This is a genomic window from Streptomyces roseolus (genome assembly GCF_014649855.1).
In the GTDB taxonomy this organism is placed as follows: Bacteria; Actinomycetota; Actinomycetes; order Streptomycetales; family Streptomycetaceae; genus Streptomyces; species Streptomyces roseolus.
The window spans coordinates 348,147-365,194 of sequence record NZ_BMTV01000004.1 but is presented as its reverse complement, the minus strand read 5'-3'; the positions used below and the strand labels follow the sequence as shown (position 1 = coordinate 365,194).

Sequence of the window (17,048 nt, the reverse complement as noted above, 5' to 3'; positions counted from 1 at the left end):
AGAGTAGGACGCCGCCGAACAATTATTGTGGGAAAGCCCCGCACCCTTGTGGTGCGGGGCTTTTCCGCGTTCACGGAACCCGCATCGGTGCGGTGCCCGCCGGTATGAGTACGGCCCCCGTCTCCTCGGATCGGAGAACGGGGGCCGTTGTGATGGGGGATCAGTCGTCGGTGCCGGCCGCGGCCTTGGTGAGTTCCAGGTCCAGGGCCTCGCGGCGGATGCGCTGGTCGACGTAGAGGAAGACGGAGACCCCTGCGGCGATCGGGTACGTCAGGGAGCTGGTGACGATTCCGCCGACGGCCATGATCGAGAGGTACGTCCACGTCAGCTCGAAGCCGCCGTCGACGGCGAACGCGATCGCGGTGAACGGGATCGTCAGGAGCATCGTGAAGATCATGATGAGGAGCTGGGTCAGCACCGTGATGCCGAAGACCCGCCACCAGGAGCCGTCGACCAGCTTCGCCGAACGCTTCAGCGCCGCCACGACGCCCTGACGCTCCAGCATGAGCGCCGGGGACGCCAGGCCGAAGCGGATCAGCAGCCAGACGACGGCCACGAAGGCCGCCGTGCCGCCGAGGAAGGCGAGCGTCGCGCCGCCCGCCCCGCCGAGCAGCAGACCCGGGAGCATCGCCACGAAGGCGAGCGCCCCGGCGCCGAGCGGCAGGGCCAGGGACAGGACCAGGAGCTGCGGCAGACGCGGGCTCGCCTCCCGCCAGGCCTCGGAGACCGTCACGGGCCGGCCCAGGATCGCCCGGCTGACCACGATGGTGAGCAGGGCGCTCGTGAAGACCGAGGCGGCCACGGACACCAGCATCGTCGGGGCCAGCTCGGTGACGGAGGCCCTCAGATACGCGGAGGCCGCCTCCAGCTGCTCCGTCGGGGACGCGTCCGCGTGCAGGTCCGGCAACTCCGCGGAGAGGTACCGCTGCACGAACACCAGCGCCACCTGGGTCACGACGGCCACCGGGACCGTCACCGCCAGCACCGTACGCCAGTAGCGGCGGAGGGTCTGGACCGCGGCGTCGAGGATCTCGCCGACGCCCAGCGGACGCAGGGGGATGACGCCCGGCTTCGGGGCCGCCGGGGCGCCGTAGCCGCCCCAGCCGCGCTGCGGAGGCGGGCTCCCCCAGGCCCGGCCGGGAGCCGGCGGTTGGTTCGGGCCGCCCGGAGGCGGCGACCAGCGGCCGGCGGGCGGCTGGTCCTTCGACCACTGGGGGCCGGAGCCCTCCGGCTCCGGCGCGGAGGGCTGCCCGGGGATCGCGGAGCCGTCCTGGCCGTCGGAAGGGGCGGATCCGGGCGTGTTCCGGCCCGGAGTGTCGTTCACGGTCGTCCACCTCGAAGGATTGGGTCGCGGTGCCGGTCGGCGAACCGGCCTGGTCACGGCGGCCGTCCACGGTCGGGCGGCGGGCCGGCTGCCATCGTGCCACGGGGAACCCCGCCATGGACCGGGCAGGAAGCACCGTCCCGGACATGGGCGTCCGCGGCCCGGCGGGGTACGGTTCAGGGCGACCACGGGGGCACGGGGGGTGACAGTCGTTACTGGCGGCGGGGCGCCCGGACACGGGGAGTCAGAGACTTCGTCCGGGACGTTGTCGCAGGTCAGTGAGGTATCTCACCAGCCGCCTTGAGACTGATACGGAAATGGGATGATGTCGATATGAAGGGACGCGTTCTCGTCGTCGATGACGACACCGCACTGGCCGAGATGCTCGGGATCGTGCTCAAGGGCGAAGGGTTCGAGCCGTCGTTCGTCGCGGACGGCGACAAGGCCCTCGCCGCATTCCGGGAGGCCAAGCCGGACCTGGTGCTGCTCGACCTCATGCTGCCCGGACGGGACGGCATCGAGGTCTGCCGGCTCATCAGGGCCGAGTCCGGCGTGCCCATCGTGATGCTGACGGCCAAGAGCGACACCGTCGACGTCGTCGTGGGCCTGGAGTCCGGGGCCGACGACTACATCGTCAAGCCGTTCAAGCCCAAGGAGCTCGTCGCCCGCATCCGGGCGCGGCTGCGGCGCTCCGAGGAGCCCGCGCCGGAGCAGCTCACCATCGGCGACCTCGTCATCGACGTGGCCGGGCACTCCGTGAAGCGGGACGGCCAGTCCATCGCGCTCACGCCGCTCGAGTTCGACCTGCTGGTCGCCCTCGCCCGCAAGCCGTGGCAGGTGTTCACCCGCGAGGTGCTCCTGGAACAGGTCTGGGGCTACCGGCACGCGGCCGACACCCGGCTGGTGAACGTGCACGTCCAGCGGCTGCGCTCCAAGGTCGAGAAGGACCCGGAGCGGCCGGAGATCGTGGTGACCGTCCGTGGCGTCGGTTACAAGGCGGGACCGAGCTGACATGAGCAAGGGCAGTGCTGCTCCGGAGTCCCCGGCCCCCGGGGGCCGTACCGGGCGGGCTGCCGGACCGGGACGGGGGGGCTCGCGTTCCGGCCGCCTCAGGCGCGGTGGACGGCTCCTCCAGGACGGGACGCCGGGAGGCAGGGTCTTCCGGATCGTCGCCCGCCTGGTGCGCCGGCCACTGCTGCCGGCGGTACGGCTGTGGCGGCGGAACATCCAGCTGCGGGTCGTCGCCGGCACCCTCCTGATGTCCCTCGGTGTCGTGCTGCTCCTCGGCCTCGTCGTCATCGGACAGGTCCGCAACGGCCTCCTGGAGACCAAGGAGAAGGCCGCCCAGATCCAGGCCGCCGGCGGATTCTCCGCCGCGCAGGACCGGGCCGCGACCACGCCGTTGACGCCCGGGCAGCAGGACGGCGTACGGGCCGGGTCATCGGTGAACTGGCGCTCCACCCTCGTCGAGCAGCTCGCCAGCGGCGGGCAGAACGCGTTCAACGTGGTGGCGCTCTCGCTGGACTCCGGCGACACCGCGAGCCGCGGCGCCCGCGCCTCCGGCGAGGTCGACCCCGCGCGGTCCGTCCCCGTCGACCTGCGGCACTACGTGGCGCAGGGCAACTCGCCGTTCCAGAAGTTCGGGCGCATCCACTACACCAGCGACAAGCCGTCCGAGCCGGGCCTGGTCATCGGGAAACGGCTCAACGACGCCGAGGGCAAGCAGTACGAGCTGTACTACCTCTTCCCCCTCACCCAGGAAGAGGACTCCCTCTCCCTGGTCAAGACCACCCTGGCGACCGCCGGACTCTTCGTCGTCGTCCTCCTCGGAGCCATCGCCTGGTTCGTGGTGCGGCAGGTCGTCACCCCCGTACGGATGGCCGCCGGGATCGCCGAGCGGCTCTCCGCCGGACGGCTCCAGGAACGGATGAAGGTCACCGGCGAGGACGACATCGCGCGCCTCGGCGAGGCCTTCAACAAGATGGCGTCCAACCTCCAGCTCAAGATCCAGCAGTTGGAGGAGCTGTCGCGGATGCAGCGGCGGTTCGTCTCCGACGTCTCGCACGAGCTGCGGACCCCGCTGACCACCGTACGGATGGCGGCCGACGTCATCCACGAGGCCCGCGTCGACTTCGACCCCGTCACCGCGCGCTCCGCCGAACTCCTCGGCGACCAGCTCGACCGCTTCGAGTCGCTGCTCTCCGACCTCCTGGAGATCAGCCGCTTCGACGCGGGAGCCGCCGCCCTGGAGGCCGAGCCGATCGACCTGCGGCAGGTGGTGCGCCGGGTCATCGGCGGCGCCGAGCCTCTCGCCGAACGCAAGGGCACCCGGATCGTCGTCGTCGGCGACGAGCAGCCCGTCGTCGCCGAGGCCGACGCCCGCCGCGTCGAACGGGTGCTGCGCAACCTGGTCGTCAACGCCGTCGAGCACGGTGAGGGCCGCGACGTCGTCGTCAAACTGGCCGCGGCCGGCGGGGCCGTCGCCGTCGCCGTACGCGACTACGGCGTCGGACTGAAGCCGGGCGAGGCCACCCGGGTCTTCAACCGCTTCTGGCGGGCCGACCCGGCACGCGCGCGCACCACCGGCGGAACGGGCCTCGGCCTGTCCATCGCCGTCGAGGACGCGCGGCTGCACGGCGGCTGGCTCCAGGCGTGGGGCGAGGCCGGCGGCGGTTCGCAGTTCCGGCTCACCCTGCCGCGCACCGCCGACGAGCCGCTGCGGGGATCGCCGATACCGCTGGAACCGGAGGACTCCCGGCGCAACCGGGAACAGGCCGCCACGGGCCGGGCACAGGAGACGGGGCGCACCGCCTCCGTACCCGCCCAGCCCGCCGGGGAACGGGCCCCGCTGCCCGGCGTGCCGCCGCGCGTCCCGGCGCCGCCGACCGCGGCCGTCGACCCGGCGGCGCTGCCCGGCAACGGCGCCCGGGTGGTGGCACGGACGGCGGCCGAGACGGAACAGGGCACGGACAGGGCGGGAAACGCGAAGCGGGAGGACGGCACACGTGAGCGCTGACGCGCGGAGGCGGGCGGGGCGGGGACGGGCCGGACGGGCGCTGGTGCTCGCAGCCTGCGGCGGAGTCCTGGCCACGGGCTGCGCCACCATGCCCGACAGCGGCGACGTCCAGGACGTACGCGGGGCCAACCCCGGCGACTCGCAGGTGCGGGTCTACGCGGTCGCCCCCCGGGAGAACGCGGACCCGGACGAGATCGTCGACGGCTTCCTGGAGGCCATGACCAGCGACGACCCCGGGTTCGCCACCGCCCGCAAGTACCTGACCCGGCAGGCGGCCGAGTCCTGGAAGCCGGAACAGAGCATCACCGTGCTCGCCACCGCGCCCGACCGCAAGAGCGCCGACCGCAACGCCGACCCCGAGAACCAGGGACGCGCGTACCCGATCTCCGGCCGGAAGATCGCGACCGTGGACGCCCGGCACGCGTACCAGCCGAACAGCCCCGTCGAGTACACGCAGACGATCCACGTCGTGCAGGAGACCGTGGCCGGCGGCAAGGACAAGGAGTGGCGGATCGACGGCCTGCCGCCCGGCCTGGTCCTCGGCGAGGCCGACTTCCTGCGGAACTACCGCTCGGTCAACAAGTACTACTTCGCCTCCGGCGAGGACTGGCTGGTCGCCGACCCCGTCTACATCCGGCAGCGCCAGGACCCAGTCACCCGCATGGACACGGTGACGCAGACCGTGAAGGCGCTCCTGGAAGGACCGACGCACTGGCTGAGGCCCGCCGTCGACTCGCCCTTCCCGTCCGGGACGGAGCTGAAGGCGGACGTCACCACGCTGACGACCGACGACCAGTTCACGCTCAAGGTGCCGCTCAACGCGAAGGCCGACCGGTTCGGCGGCGAGGTGTGCCGGCGGATGGCGGCCCAGATGCTCGTCACGCTAGGCGACCTGCCCTCCGTACGGGTCGACCAGGTGGAGCTCCAGGCCGACGGCGGCGGCGCCGTGTGCCGCCTCGGGAAGGGGCAGGCCGCGGAGTTCCGGGCCGTCAGGGACACGGGGCAGGACGAGACGCCGTTCTTCGTCGACGACGACGGCCGGATGACGGCGCTCGCCCCCGGCGGGAAGGACGGCGTCCCGCCGGCCCCCGTGCCCGGCCCGCTGGGCAAGGGCGCGGTGCCGCTGGGCTCCGTCGCCGTGGCCCGCGGCGAGACGCGGGCGGCCGGCGTGTCCGAGGACGGCACCGCGATGTACGTCTCCTCGATCACCACCGAGCAGGAGCAGCTGCCGCCCGTCTTCAAGAGCGCGGCCGTGGGCCCGGCGGCGGTCCGCGACGGGCTCTCGCAGCCCAGCTGGGACGGCCGCCGGGGCGACCTGTGGGTCGCCGACCGCGCCAAGGGCCACCAGCGGCTGGTGATCGTGCCCGACGGCACCGGCAAGTGGTTCGAGGTCCGCACCCCGTGGCTGACCGAGGACACCCGGGTCGAGTCGCTGCGCGTCTCGGCGGACGGGGTGCGGATCGCGCTCCTCATCACCCGCGACGGGCGCACCACCCTCCAGGTCGGCCGGATCGAGCGCCAGGACGGCGCGGACCAGCAGGTCGTGTCCGTGGTCGACCTCCAGCCCGCCGCGCCGCGCATGGAGTCGGTCTCGTCCGTCTCCTGGGCGGGCCCGAGCCGGCTCGTCGTCGTCGGCCGGGAGGCCGGCGGGGTCCAGCAGATCCGCTTCCTCCAGACCGACGGCTCCACCTCCGCCAGCTCCGTGCTCCCCGGCCTCAACGGCGTCAGCGCGGTCGCCGCGCCCTACCGGGAGACCGAGCCGCTCCTCGCCGCGTCGGGCAACGACGGCATCGTGCGGCTGGTGCCCGGCGCGAACTGGCAGCCGGTGGTGAAGTCAGGGAGCGTGCCGGTCTATCCCGGGTAGGCGGGACCGAGGCCCGGGGCGGTGTCGTCCCGGAGGTGCCGTCGAGAAGCTGTGCGGTCCGGGGGCTGTGCCGTCCGGGAGGTGTCGTCGAGGGGCTGTGCCGTCCCGGGGTGTGACGTCGAGGGGCTGTGCCAGGGGTTCTCGCCCCGGCACAGCCCCTTCCGCGGTTGTCCACAGGGTGTTTTCCACAGGGGTGGCACGCCCTCCCCCGTCCCGTCACAGTGGAGCCATGCGGGGCTGGTGGCGCGAGATCTCCGGGCTGGTGCTGCCGGGCACCTGCGAGGGCTGCGGGGCCCCTCGGACGGCCCTGTGCGGGGGATGCGCGGAGGAGCTGGCGGGGGCCGGGGCGGGGGAGGGGGGAGGGGGCGGGCGGGTGCGCCCCCTGCCGGAGCCGGAGGGGCTGCCCCCGGTGTACGCCGCCCTGCCGTACGAGGGCGTGGTGCGGGAGCTGCTGATCGCGCACAAGGAGCGGGGGGCCCTGGGGCTGGCGGGGCCGCTGGGCGGAGCGCTCGCGCGGGCCGTGGAGGGGGCTGTGCGGGCCGTGGGCGGTGGCGGGGGCCGCCCGCTGCTCCTGGTGCCGGTGCCGTCCTCGCGGGGCGCGGTGCGGGCGCGGGGGCACGATCCGACACGGCGGGTGGCCCTTGCCGCGGCGGCGCGGCTGCGGCGGGCGGGGCGGTCGGCGCGGGTGGTGCCGGTGCTGCGGCAGCGGCGGGCCGTGGCGGACCAGGCGGGGCTCGGGGCGCGGGGGCGGCGGGCGAACCTGGCGGGGGCGCTGGAGGTGGTGCCGGGCGGTGCGCGGCTCCTGGCGGGCGGGCGGGTGGTTCTGGTGGACGACCTGATGACGACCGGGGCGACGCTCGCGGAGGCGGCGCGCGCGCTCGGGGACGTGGCCCGGGGCCGCGGCGCGGGCACCGGAATCCTCCACCCGCCGTTCACCTCTGGGGCGGCGGAAAGATCCGGAAGTGATTTCGCGCAGCATGAATCCGAACAGCGGGTGGCGGCTGTGATCGCATCATCTCCCGCTTCGTTCGAAATAAACCGGAACTCGTCAGGAACTTGGATCGTTGCAGGTGGTGAGAGGTGAAAGCCTCCGAATGGAGCCAAGACTCGGCAGCGGGTGCCGACACCCGTCCGAAGGGGCTATGTTCGGTTGTGAGGGCGGGCGAAAATCCCGGTCCCTCACCGCATACATGGTTGCGCACAGGACAGGAGTTAAAGGCGAATTAACCTCCCGTCGACGGGGTGGCGATCTTGTCGGCTGGGGAGGAGGAGGTCGAAGTCGCCAAGTCCGAGCTCCGGTGAAACCGCCGGAGCTGGTGCAAAGGGAGATGCCCGCCGGCCTGGGAGCCGGGCGGGCTATCCGGGAACGGAGTTCTGCGTGGACATCGTCGTCAAGGGCCGCAAGACCGAGGTGCCCGAGCGGTTCCGCAAGCACGTGGCCGAGAAGCTGAAGCTGGAGAAGATCCAGAAGCTCGACGGCAAGGTGATCAGCCTCGACGTCGAGGTGTCCAAGGAGCCCAACCCGCGGCAGGCCGACCGGTCCGACCGCGTGGAGATCACCCTCCACTCCCGAGGCCCGGTCATCCGGGCGGAAGCGTCGGCCGCCGACGCGTACGCGGCCCTCGACCTGGCCAGCGACAAGCTGGAGGCCAGGCTCCGCAAGCAGCACGACAAGCGCTACACCCGCAGGGGCAACGGGCGGCTGTCCGCGGCGGAGGTCGCCGACGTCGTCCCCGGCGTGGCCCAGCTGAACGGCCAGGGCGAGCTCGTCGCCGACGAGACCGGCGGCGAGGTTCCCACCAAGATGGTGGGGTCGATCGAGGTCCAGGGCGAAGGTCCGCTCGTGGTCCGCGAGAAGACGCACCGGGCCGCCGCGATGGGACTCGACCAGGCCCTCTACGAGATGGAACTGGTCGGGCACGACTTCTATCTCTTCGTCGACGCCGAGACCAAGCAGCCGAGCGTCGTCTACCGGCGCCACGCGTACGACTACGGCGTCATCCACCTGGAGAACGACCCGCTCGCCGAGAACAGCGGCGGAGCGGGCGGCGCGCTCGGCGGCTGACCCGTCGAACGGCTGATCGTCCGGCTCTTCCGGTGCCCCTGGAGCGCCCCTCGCGCCCCCAGGGGCACCCTTGTGCGCCCCTGAGGAGACCCCGGGAGCGTCCGGGCATGAAATCATGGCGTGCACGCCAACCGGTGCCTCTTGGGCAGTGGTTGGAGGACCGGAAACGAATTCAGGCCACGGCCTTCAGGGGGAGGAACGATGGCAGACAGCTTCGGCCCGGTGCTCGGCGGTCACGAGCGCGGTGCGCTCGCCCATGAGGGTGTCGCGGAAGGACCGGATCCGGCCGCCGAGGTCTATCGGGCAGAGCCGATCCGGGTTCTGGTCGTGGACGACCACGCGCTGTTCCGGCGGGGCCTGGAGATCGTCCTCGCGCAGGAGGAGGACATCCAGGTCGTCGGCGAGGCGGGTGACGGCGCCGAGGCGGTCGACAAGGCGGCGGACCTGCTGCCGGACATCGTCCTGATGGACGTGCGGATGCCCCGGCGCGGCGGCATCGAGGCGTGTACCTCCATCAAGGAGGTCGCCCCCAGCGCGAAGATCATCATGCTGACGATCAGCGACGAGGAGGCGGACCTGTACGACGCGATCAAGGCGGGCGCGACGGGTTACCTGCTCAAGGAGATCTCCACCGACGAGGTCGCGACCGCGATCCGCGCCGTCGCCGACGGGCAGTCCCAGATCAGCCCGTCGATGGCGTCGAAGCTCCTCACCGAGTTCAAGTCGATGATCCAGCGCACCGACGAGCGCCGGCTGGTCCCGGCGCCCCGGCTCACCGACCGCGAGCTGGAGGTCCTGAAGCTGGTCGCGACCGGCATGAACAACCGGGACATCGCCAAGGAGTTGTTCATCTCCGAGAACACGGTGAAGAACCACGTGCGGAACATCCTGGAGAAGCTCCAGCTCCACTCCCGCATGGAGGCCGTGGTGTACGCCATGCGGGAGAAGATCCTGGAGATCCGGTGAGGTGACGGTCAGGTGAGGTGACGCCCGGGCGCTCAAGGCTCGGGCCCCCGAGGCCCCGCGCCTGAAGTCCCCCGCACGCAAGGCCCGGGCGTTCAGGGCCCCCGCACGCAGGGCCCCCCGCCCGAAGCCCCGCATGCCAGGCCTAGGCGTTCAGGGCCTTGACCAGGAGAGGGGTCAGCTCCGGCGGGTCCAGGCGCTCGACGCGCACCGTGTCGCAGCCGACCCAGTCGGCGGCCTCGCGGAGGGCCTGGGCGACCGGCTCCACGGCCTTGGGGCCCTCCAGGGAGACCTGCTTGGCGACGAGGGTGCGGCCCTCGCGGGCGGGGTCCACGCGGCCGACGAGGCGGCCGCCGGCGAGGACCGGCATCGCGAAGTAGCCGTGCACCCGCTTCGGCTTCGGCACGTAGGCCTCCAGGCGGTGGGTGAAGCCGAAGATCCGCTCGGTGCGCGCCCGCTCCCAGATCAGCGAGTCGAAGGGGGAGAGGAGCGTCGTGCGGTGCCGGCCGCGCGGCGGGGCGGCGAGGGCCGCCGGGTCCGCCCAGGCGGGCTTCCCCCAGCCCTCCACCTCGACCGGCACCAGCCCGGAGTCCGCGACCACGGCGTCGAACTGCTCGCCCTTCAGCCGGTGGTAGTCGGCGATGTCCGCGCGCGTGCCGACGCCCAGTGCCTCGCCCGCCTGCCGCACGAGCCGCCGTACGCACTCGGTGTCGTCGAGGTCGTCGTGGCGGAGCGGCTCGGGGATCGCGCGCTCCGCCAGGTCGTACACGCGCTTCCAGCCGCGCCGCTCGGTGACGACGACCTCGCCGAACATCAGCGCCCGCTCGACGGCGATCTTCGTGTCGGACCAGTCCCACCACTCGCCCTTGTTCTTGGCGCCGCCGAGCTCGGTCGCGGTCCGCGGTCCCTCGGACCGCAGCTGGTCGACGACCTTGGCGTAGGCGCCCTCCGGCAGGTCGTGGTACCACTGCGGCCGGGCGCGGTAGGCGCGGCGGCGGAAGGCGAAGAGCGGCCACTCCTCGACGGGCAGGATGCAGGCGGCGTGCGACCAGTACTCGAAGGCGTGGCCGTCGGACCAGTACGCCTCCTCGACCGCGGTCCGGCCGACGGCGCCGAGGCGGGCGTAGGGGATGAGCTCGTGCGAGCGGGCGAGGACCGAGATGGTGTCCAGCTGGACCTGGCCGAGGTGACGGAGTACGCCGCGGACGCCGGCCCGGCGGTCGGGGGCGCCGAGGAAGCCCTGGGCGCGCAGGGCGATCCTGCGCGCCTCGGTGGCGGAGAGGGCGGCGGTGGGCTTCGGAACGGGCTTCGGAGAGGTCGGCGGGGCGGTCTTCGGCTCGGTCGTCATGGGGAAACCCTAGGCCCCGGGACCGACAGTGCCGGAGGCTTCCGGGGCGGTCGGGCGGGGGGCCGCGGCGGGCGGGGCCTCGCGGGGCGGGAGGTACGGGACGGGGCTGGGCAGGCCGAAGTCGGAGGGGAGCAGGGAACCGGTCCAGCAGTCCCTGAGGGTGCCGTTGTGGAGGAGGCCGGCGCGCTGGACGCCCTCCAGGGCGAAGCCGACGCGTTCGGCGACGGCGCGGGAGGCGGTGTTGCCGATCTCGGCGCGCCAGACGAGGCGGACGCAGCCGAGTCCGGTGAAGGCCCAGTGGGCGACGGTGCGGACGACCTCGGTCATGTAGCCCCGGCCGCGGTGGCCGGGGGCGAGCCAGAAGCCGACCTCCCAGACGCCGCTGCCGCGGTTGTGGAGGCCGACGGAGGCGAACAGCGGGCCGCCCTCCAGCGGCTCGACGGCGAAGGTGTAGTCGGAGTCGTCGCGCCAGCCGTCGGGGACGAGCCGGGTGAGGAAGAAGGTGGCGGCTTCGCGGGGGTACGGGTCCGGGACGGTCGTCCAGCGTCGGATGGCGGGGTCCTGGCAGTGGGCGTACACGACGTCCTCGTCCTCGGGGACGAAGCCGCGCAGCCGGAGGCGGTCGCTGGTGAGCGTGATGGGATCCATGCCCGGATTGTGAGGACCGGGCGGGGCGGAAGCGAACACTTTTCGGAAGCCGCGGCACCTTCCGACCACCTCGTGCGTTCTCTATTGCGGGCGGACGTGCGGCGGCGGCCCTGCGGGCCTCCCTCCGTGAGGGTGGTCTCGCTTACGATGGCCGTTGCGGTGGGGACCACCTGCCGTGCCCGCGCTCGTGTCCGTACAAGACCCAGTGCCAGGCCCGACCGGCAAGGAGACCAGCCTCAGTGTCCGTCTTCAACAAGCTCATGCGTGCAGGCGAAGGCAAGATCCTGCGCAAACTGCACCGCATCGCGGACCAGGTCAACTCCATCGAAGAGGACTTCGTCAACCTCTCCGACGCCGACCTGCGGGCCCTCACCGAGGAGTACAAGCAGCGGTACGCCGACGGCGAGAGCCTCGACGACCTGCTGCCGGAGGCCTTCGCCACCGTGCGCGAGGCGGCCAAGCGCGTCCTCGGCCAGCGCCACTACGACGTCCAGATCATGGGCGGCGCCGCGCTGCACCTCGGCTACGTCGCCGAGATGAAGACCGGTGAGGGCAAGACCCTCGTCGGCACGCTGCCGGCGTACCTCAACGCGCTGTCCGGCAAGGGCGTGCACCTGATCACGGTCAACGACTACCTGGCCGAGCGCGACTCCGAGATGATGGGCCGCGTCCACAAGTTCCTGGGCCTGTCGGTCGGCTGCATCCTCGCCAACATGACGCCGGCGCAGCGCCGCGAGCAGTACGCCTGCGACATCACGTACGGCACGAACAACGAGTTCGGCTTCGACTACCTGCGCGACAACATGGCCTGGTCGAAGGACGAGCTCGTGCAGCGCGGCCACAACTACGCGTGCGTCGACGAGGTCGACTCGATCCTCGTCGACGAGGCCCGTACGCCGCTGATCATCTCCGGTCCCGCCGACCAGGCCACCAAGTGGTACGGCGACTTCGCGAAGCTGGTCACCCGCCTCACCCGGGGCGAGCCCGGCAACCCGCTGAAGGGCATCGAGGAGACCGGCGACTACGAGGTCGACGAGAAGAAGCGCACGGTCGGCATCCACGAGGCCGGTGTCGCCAAGGTCGAGGACTGGCTGGGCATCGACAACCTGTACGAGTCGGTGAACACCCCGCTCGTCGGTTACCTGAACAACGCCATCAAGGCGAAGGAACTGTTCAAGAAGGACAAGGACTACGTCGTCATCGACGGCGAGGTCATGATCGTCGACGAGCACACCGGCCGTATCCTCGCCGGCCGCCGTTACAACGAGGGCATGCACCAGGCCATCGAGGCCAAGGAGGGCGTGCAGATCAAGGACGAGAACCAGACGCTCGCCACGATCACCCTCCAGAACTTCTTCCGCCTCTACGACAAGCTGTCCGGCATGACCGGTACGGCGATGACCGAGGCGGCCGAGTTCCACCAGATCTACAAGCTCGGCGTCGTCCCGATCCCGACGAACAAGCCGATGCAGCGCAGGGACCAGTCGGACCTGATCTACCGGACCGAGGTCGCCAAGTTCGCTGCGGTCGTCGACGACATCGTGGAGAAGCACGAGAAGGGCCAGCCGGTCCTCGTCGGCACCACGTCCGTCGAGAAGTCCGAGTACCTCTCGCAGCAGCTGTCGAAGCGGGGCGTCCCGCACGAGGTGCTGAACGCCAAGCACCACGAGCGCGAGGCGAGCATCGTCGCCCAGGCCGGCCGCCGGGGCGCGGTCACCGTCGCGACGAACATGGCCGGCCGTGGTACCGACATCAAGCTGGGCGGCAACCCGGACGACCTGGCCGAGGCGGAGCTGCGGCAGGCGGGTCTGGACCCGGTCGAGCACGTCGAGGAGTGGGCCGCAGCCCTGCCGGGCGCGCTGGAGCGGGCCGAGAAGGCCGTGAAGGCGGAGTTCGAGGAGGTCAAGGAGCTCGGCGGGCTCTACGTGCTGGGCACCGAGCGCCACGAGTCGCGGCGCATCGACAACCAGCTGCGCGGTCGTTCCGGCCGTCAGGGCGACCCGGGCGAGTCCCGCTTCTACCTGTCGCTGGGCGACGACCTGATGCGGCTCTTCAAGGCGCAGATGGTCGAGCGCGTGATGGCCATGGCGAACGTGCCGGACGACGTGCCGATCGAGAACAAGATGGTCACCCGGGCCATCGCCTCCGCCCAGTCGCAGGTCGAGACGCAGAACTTCGAGACGCGCAAGAACGTCCTGAAGTACGACGAGGTGCTGAACCGGCAGCGCGAGGTCATCTACGGCGAGCGCCGCCGCGTCCTGGAGGGCGAGGACCTGCAGGAGCAGATCCACCACTTCATGGACGACACCATCGACGACTACATCCGCCAGGAGACCGCCGAGGGCTTCGCGGAGGAGTGGGACCTCGACCGGCTGTGGAGCGCCTTCAAGCAGCTCTACCCGGTGAAGGTGACGGTCGAGGAGCTGGAGGACGCGGCGGGCGACCGCGCGGGCATCACCGCCGAGTTCATCGCCGAGTCCATCAAGAACGACATCCACGAGCAGTACGAGGCGCGCGAGGCGCAGCTCGGCTCGGAGATCATGCGCGAGCTGGAGCGCCGGGTCGTGCTGTCGGTCCTGGACCGCAAGTGGCGCGAGCACCTCTACGAGATGGACTACCTCCAGGAGGGCATCGGCCTGCGGGCGATGGCGCAGAAGGACCCGCTGGTCGAGTACCAGCGCGAGGGCTTCGACATGTTCACCGCCATGATGGAGGGCATCAAGGAGGAGTCCGTCGGCTACCTGTTCAACCTGGAGGTCCAGGTCGAGCAGCAGGTCGAGGAGGTTCCGGTGCAGGCGGGCGCGCCGTCCCTGGACAAGGGCGAGGCCGTGCCGGCGGCCCGTCCGGAGATCCGCGCGAAGGGTCTCGACGCCCCGCAGCGGCCGGACCGGCTGCACTTCTCGGCGCCGTCGGTGGACGGTGACGGGGGTGTCGTCGAGGGCGACTTCGCGTCGGACGGCGAGGACGCGGGCGACGGCCTGACGCGGGCGGAGCGTCGCAAGGCGCAGAAGAGCGCGGGCGGGCGTCGCCGCAAGAAGTGACCCGCTGAGTCTGGCCGAGGGGCCCTGCCGGATCCGTCCGGCGGGGCCCTTCGTCATGGCCGGGCGCCGCCGACGAGCCGGCCGAGGCCGTCGAGTTCGACGGCGGCGCACCGCCAGCGGTGGTCGTCGCCGCGTTCCAGGCGGAAGGCGAGGGCGCGGACGCGGTGGCCGGTTGCGAGGGAGGCGAAGACCTCCAGGACGGTGTCCCCGGCGTGCGGCTGCGCGGCGCACCGGCGCAGGACGGGCCGGACTCCGAGCCCGCGCGGCACGGTCCTCGGGGCGAGCCGTACCAGCTGCTCGTACGCCTCCCCGACGGTCAGGCCCAGCATCGAGTGGACGGGCCGCTCCCCGCTGAGCACGGCGACGAGGCGTTCGGCGAAGGCGGTGTGCACGGGCAGCTCCCGCCGGGTGATGGCGCCCCGGCCGGGGCGGCCCGGCCGTCCGCCGGGTCCGCCCTGTCCGGGCACGGTCGGGCGCGAGGGGCCTCCGGGGCCGCCGGGGCGGCGGGCGGTGCGCGCGGCGGCGAGGGTGGCGGCCCGGCCCGCGCCGGCCGGGGCCGTGGCGTGGGCGTGGAGGGCGGCCGGGAGGCCGCGGGGCTCGGGGACGGCGCCGGCCGGGCGCGGGGCGCGCGGGGGGACGCCGGGGCCCTGCCCGCCGGGCTCCGCGACGGCGGTCGGGCAGGGGGCGCCCGCGGCGGCGGTGCCGGGGTGCTGTGTTTCGGGGGTGCTCGTGGTGGTCTGCCGGCGCATGGCGGTCCCTTCGGAGGGTGACCGGTCGGTACCGGTCGGTAACTTTCCGTGGGGATCTTGTACGGGGCGGGCGCCGGGGGTCGCAAGGGGGGCGCGGCGGGAGCGGACACGCAGGGTGATTCGCCTATCAGGGTGATGCGGGGCCACGGGTGGACATCCCGGGGTGGCGGGGGCGGACGTATCCTGAGGGCGTTTCCGACTACGAAAGCGGCCAGCCATGCGCGTGTACGTCCCCCTGACCCTTCCCGGTCTCGCACAGGCGCACAAGGCGGGCGAGGTGGGCCCCGGGCCGCTGACCGCCTACGCGGTGACCCCGGCGCTGCGCGAGTGGTACGTCTCGGACGACATCGAGGAGCTGGAGTACGCGGCGCTCAGCCGGGCCGCAGCCGCCTCGCTGCGGCTCGTCGCGGGGGACCCGGAGGCGCCGCGCCGCCGGGTGGTCGTGGCCGTCGACGTCGCCGACAAGGACGCCGTCGTGGACCCGGACCGGGGGCTCGACGCCGGCGCGATCGGCGAGGTCCGGATCGCCGGGCCCGTGGTCCTCGCGAAGGCCGCCGCCGTGCACGCCGACGCCGACGACGCCGAGGCGGACGTGACCGCCGCGGCCGCCGCGCTCGGCGCCGCCGACCAGGGCGACGACGACGCGCAGTTCGTCGTGGACGGGGCCGAGGACCACGAACTGCTCTGGTTCGGGATCCAGGAGATCCCCTCCCTCCTCGGCTGAGGCCACGGGCTGTACCGTCGCTCCATGGGGAAGCACCACTCGGGGAAGCATCTGGTCTGGGACTGGAACGGCACCCTGCTCGACGACATCGCCGCCGTCATCGGCGCCACCAACGCGGCCTTCGCGGAGCTCGGCCTCGAACCGATCACGCTGGAGCGGTACCGCGAGCTGTACACCGTCCCGGTGCCGAGGTTCTACGAGCGGCTGATGGGCCGGCTGCCCACCGACGCCGAGTGGACCCTCATGGACGGCACCTTCCACCGCCACTACTGGGAGCGGGCGGAGGGCTGCGGGCTGACCCCGGGCGCCGCCGAGCTGCTGGCCGCCCGGCAGGCCGCCGGCGCCACCCAGTCGCTGCTCTCGCTCGCCCCGCACGCCGACCTGCTGCCGCTGGTGCGGCGGCACGGGATCGCGGAGCGGTTCGTCCGGGTCGACGGGCGCCCCGACAGCTCCACGGACGGCAAGTCCGGCCACATGGTGCGCCACCTGGAGGCGCTGGCCGTCCCGGCCGAGCGGATCGTCGTCATCGGCGACGCCGCCGACGACGCGGTGGCGGCGGGGCACGTGGGGGCGCGGGCGGTGCTCTACACCGGGGGCTCGCACAGCCGGGCCTCGTTGGAACGGGTCGGCGTGCCGGTGGTCGACTCCCTGGAGGAGGCCGTCGCGGTCGCGGAGGAGCTGGTCTGACCCGCGTACGGGGGCGGCCCCTGCGGGTCGCCCCCGCCCGGGCCTTCAGCCCTTGGCGCGCAGCACCTTCAGGAACTCGCGCATCCACGTCGGGTGGTCCGGCCAGGCCCGCGAGGAGACGAGCAGGCCGTCGACGACCGCCGCCGAGTCCTGGAAGTCGGCGCCCGCCGCCTGCATGTCCAGCTCCAGGGCCGGGTACGCGGTCACCCTGCGGCCCTCCAGGCCGCCGACCGCCGCCGTGAGCAGCGGGCCGTGGCAGATCTGCGCCACCGGCTTGTCGGCGTCGAAGAAGGACTTCAGGATCTTGCGGAGCTCCGGGTCGTTGCGGAGGTACTCCGGGGCACGGCCGCCCGGGATCACCACGGCCGCGTAGTCGCCCGGGTCGACCTCCGAGAAGGCGAGGTCGGCGGGCCAGGTGTAGCCGGGCTTCTCGGTGTACGTGTCGTAGCCGGGTTCGAAGTCGTGGACGACGAACCGGAGCTGTTTGCGCGCCGGGGCGGCGATGTCGACCTCGTACCCTTCTTCGAGCAGACGCTGGTACGGGTACAACACCTCCAGCGACTCCGCCGCGTCACCCGTCACGATCAAGATCTTCGCCATGGCTCTCCCGGTCTCCAGG

14 protein-coding genes are annotated in these 17,048 nt (G+C 72.5%); 9 read left to right on the top strand and 5 right to left on the bottom strand.

Annotation, left to right across the window (positions count from 1 at the left end; all coding sequences use genetic code 11):
• Nucleotides 1-160: 160 nt before the first annotated feature.
• Nucleotides 161-1,324: a hypothetical protein gene (locus tag IE245_RS07065; protein WP_189945843.1), complete on the bottom strand. Its 1,164-nt coding sequence runs from the start codon at nt 1,322-1,324 to the stop codon at nt 161-163.
• Between the two features lie 333 nt (nt 1,325-1,657).
• Here IE245_RS07065 and mtrA point away from each other — a divergent pair, with 333 nt between their 5' ends.
• The 6 genes from mtrA (at nt 1,658) to IE245_RS07035 (ending at nt 9,235) form a co-directional block, all read left to right on the top strand.
• A complete protein-coding gene (gene mtrA, locus IE245_RS07060; RefSeq protein ID WP_030498730.1) occupies nt 1,658-2,335 on the top strand; it encodes a two-component system response regulator MtrA in 678 nt (225 codons plus the stop codon).
• A gap of 1 nt (nt 2,336) precedes the next feature.
• Nucleotides 2,337-4,340, top strand: coding sequence for an MtrAB system histidine kinase MtrB (mtrB, locus tag IE245_RS07055; protein ID WP_189945842.1), 2,004 nt, complete (start codon nt 2,337-2,339; stop codon nt 4,338-4,340).
• Complete coding sequence (locus IE245_RS07050; RefSeq protein ID WP_373305284.1) at nt 4,330-6,204, top strand: LpqB family beta-propeller domain-containing protein; 1,875 nt, start codon at nt 4,330-4,332, stop codon at nt 6,202-6,204. Before mtrB ends, IE245_RS07050 begins: the two co-directional genes overlap by 11 nt.
• A 229-nt stretch (nt 6,205-6,433) precedes the next feature.
• On the top strand, nt 6,434-7,288 hold the full coding sequence (locus tag IE245_RS07045; protein WP_189945841.1) for a ComF family protein: 855 nt from the start codon (nt 6,434-6,436) through the stop codon (nt 7,286-7,288).
• A gap of 294 nt (nt 7,289-7,582) precedes the next feature.
• A complete protein-coding gene (gene hpf / locus IE245_RS07040; RefSeq protein WP_229851113.1) occupies nt 7,583-8,269 on the top strand; it encodes a ribosome hibernation-promoting factor, HPF/YfiA family in 687 nt (228 codons plus the stop codon).
• Nucleotides 8,270-8,470: 201 nt separating this feature from the next.
• Complete coding sequence (locus IE245_RS07035; RefSeq protein WP_189945840.1) at nt 8,471-9,235, top strand: response regulator; 765 nt, start codon at nt 8,471-8,473, stop codon at nt 9,233-9,235.
• 142 nt (nt 9,236-9,377) lie between these two features.
• Here the strand turns inward: IE245_RS07035 and IE245_RS07030 are convergent, their stop codons facing one another.
• The gene (locus IE245_RS07030; RefSeq protein WP_189945839.1) at nt 9,378-10,580 is read right to left on the bottom strand and encodes a winged helix-turn-helix domain-containing protein; all 1,203 of its coding nucleotides are present in this window, start codon (nt 10,578-10,580) and stop codon (nt 9,378-9,380) included.
• Nucleotides 10,581-10,589: 9 nt separating this feature from the next.
• Nucleotides 10,590-11,228, bottom strand: a complete 639-nt coding sequence (locus IE245_RS07025) for a GNAT family N-acetyltransferase (RefSeq protein WP_189945838.1) — start codon at nt 11,226-11,228, stop codon at nt 10,590-10,592.
• Between the two features lie 239 nt (nt 11,229-11,467).
• Between IE245_RS07025 and secA the strand changes: the two genes are divergently transcribed.
• On the top strand, nt 11,468-14,269 hold the full coding sequence (secA, locus tag IE245_RS07020; RefSeq protein WP_189945837.1) for a preprotein translocase subunit SecA: 2,802 nt from the start codon (nt 11,468-11,470) through the stop codon (nt 14,267-14,269).
• Between the two features lie 53 nt (nt 14,270-14,322).
• On the opposite strand, the gene IE245_RS36730 is transcribed toward secA, so the two are convergent.
• The gene (locus tag IE245_RS36730; protein WP_229851112.1) at nt 14,323-15,018 is read right to left on the bottom strand and encodes an Rv3235 family protein; all 696 of its coding nucleotides are present in this window, start codon (nt 15,016-15,018) and stop codon (nt 14,323-14,325) included.
• A 217-nt stretch (nt 15,019-15,235) separates the two neighbouring features.
• Here IE245_RS36730 and IE245_RS07010 point away from each other — a divergent pair, with 217 nt between their 5' ends.
• Nucleotides 15,236-15,742 carry a DUF6912 family protein gene (locus tag IE245_RS07010; RefSeq protein ID WP_189945836.1) on the top strand — a complete coding sequence of 169 codons (507 nt, stop codon included), beginning with the start codon at nt 15,236-15,238 and terminating at the stop codon, nt 15,740-15,742.
• A 24-nt stretch (nt 15,743-15,766) separates the two neighbouring features.
• On the top strand, nt 15,767-16,429 hold the full coding sequence (locus IE245_RS07005; RefSeq protein ID WP_189945835.1) for an HAD family hydrolase: 663 nt from the start codon (nt 15,767-15,769) through the stop codon (nt 16,427-16,429).
• Nucleotides 16,430-16,474: 45 nt separating this feature from the next.
• On the opposite strand, the gene IE245_RS07000 is transcribed toward IE245_RS07005, so the two are convergent.
• Nucleotides 16,475-17,029, bottom strand: coding sequence for a DJ-1/PfpI family protein (locus tag IE245_RS07000; protein ID WP_169084264.1), 555 nt, complete (start codon nt 17,027-17,029; stop codon nt 16,475-16,477).
• Nucleotides 17,030-17,048 lie beyond the last annotated feature (19 nt).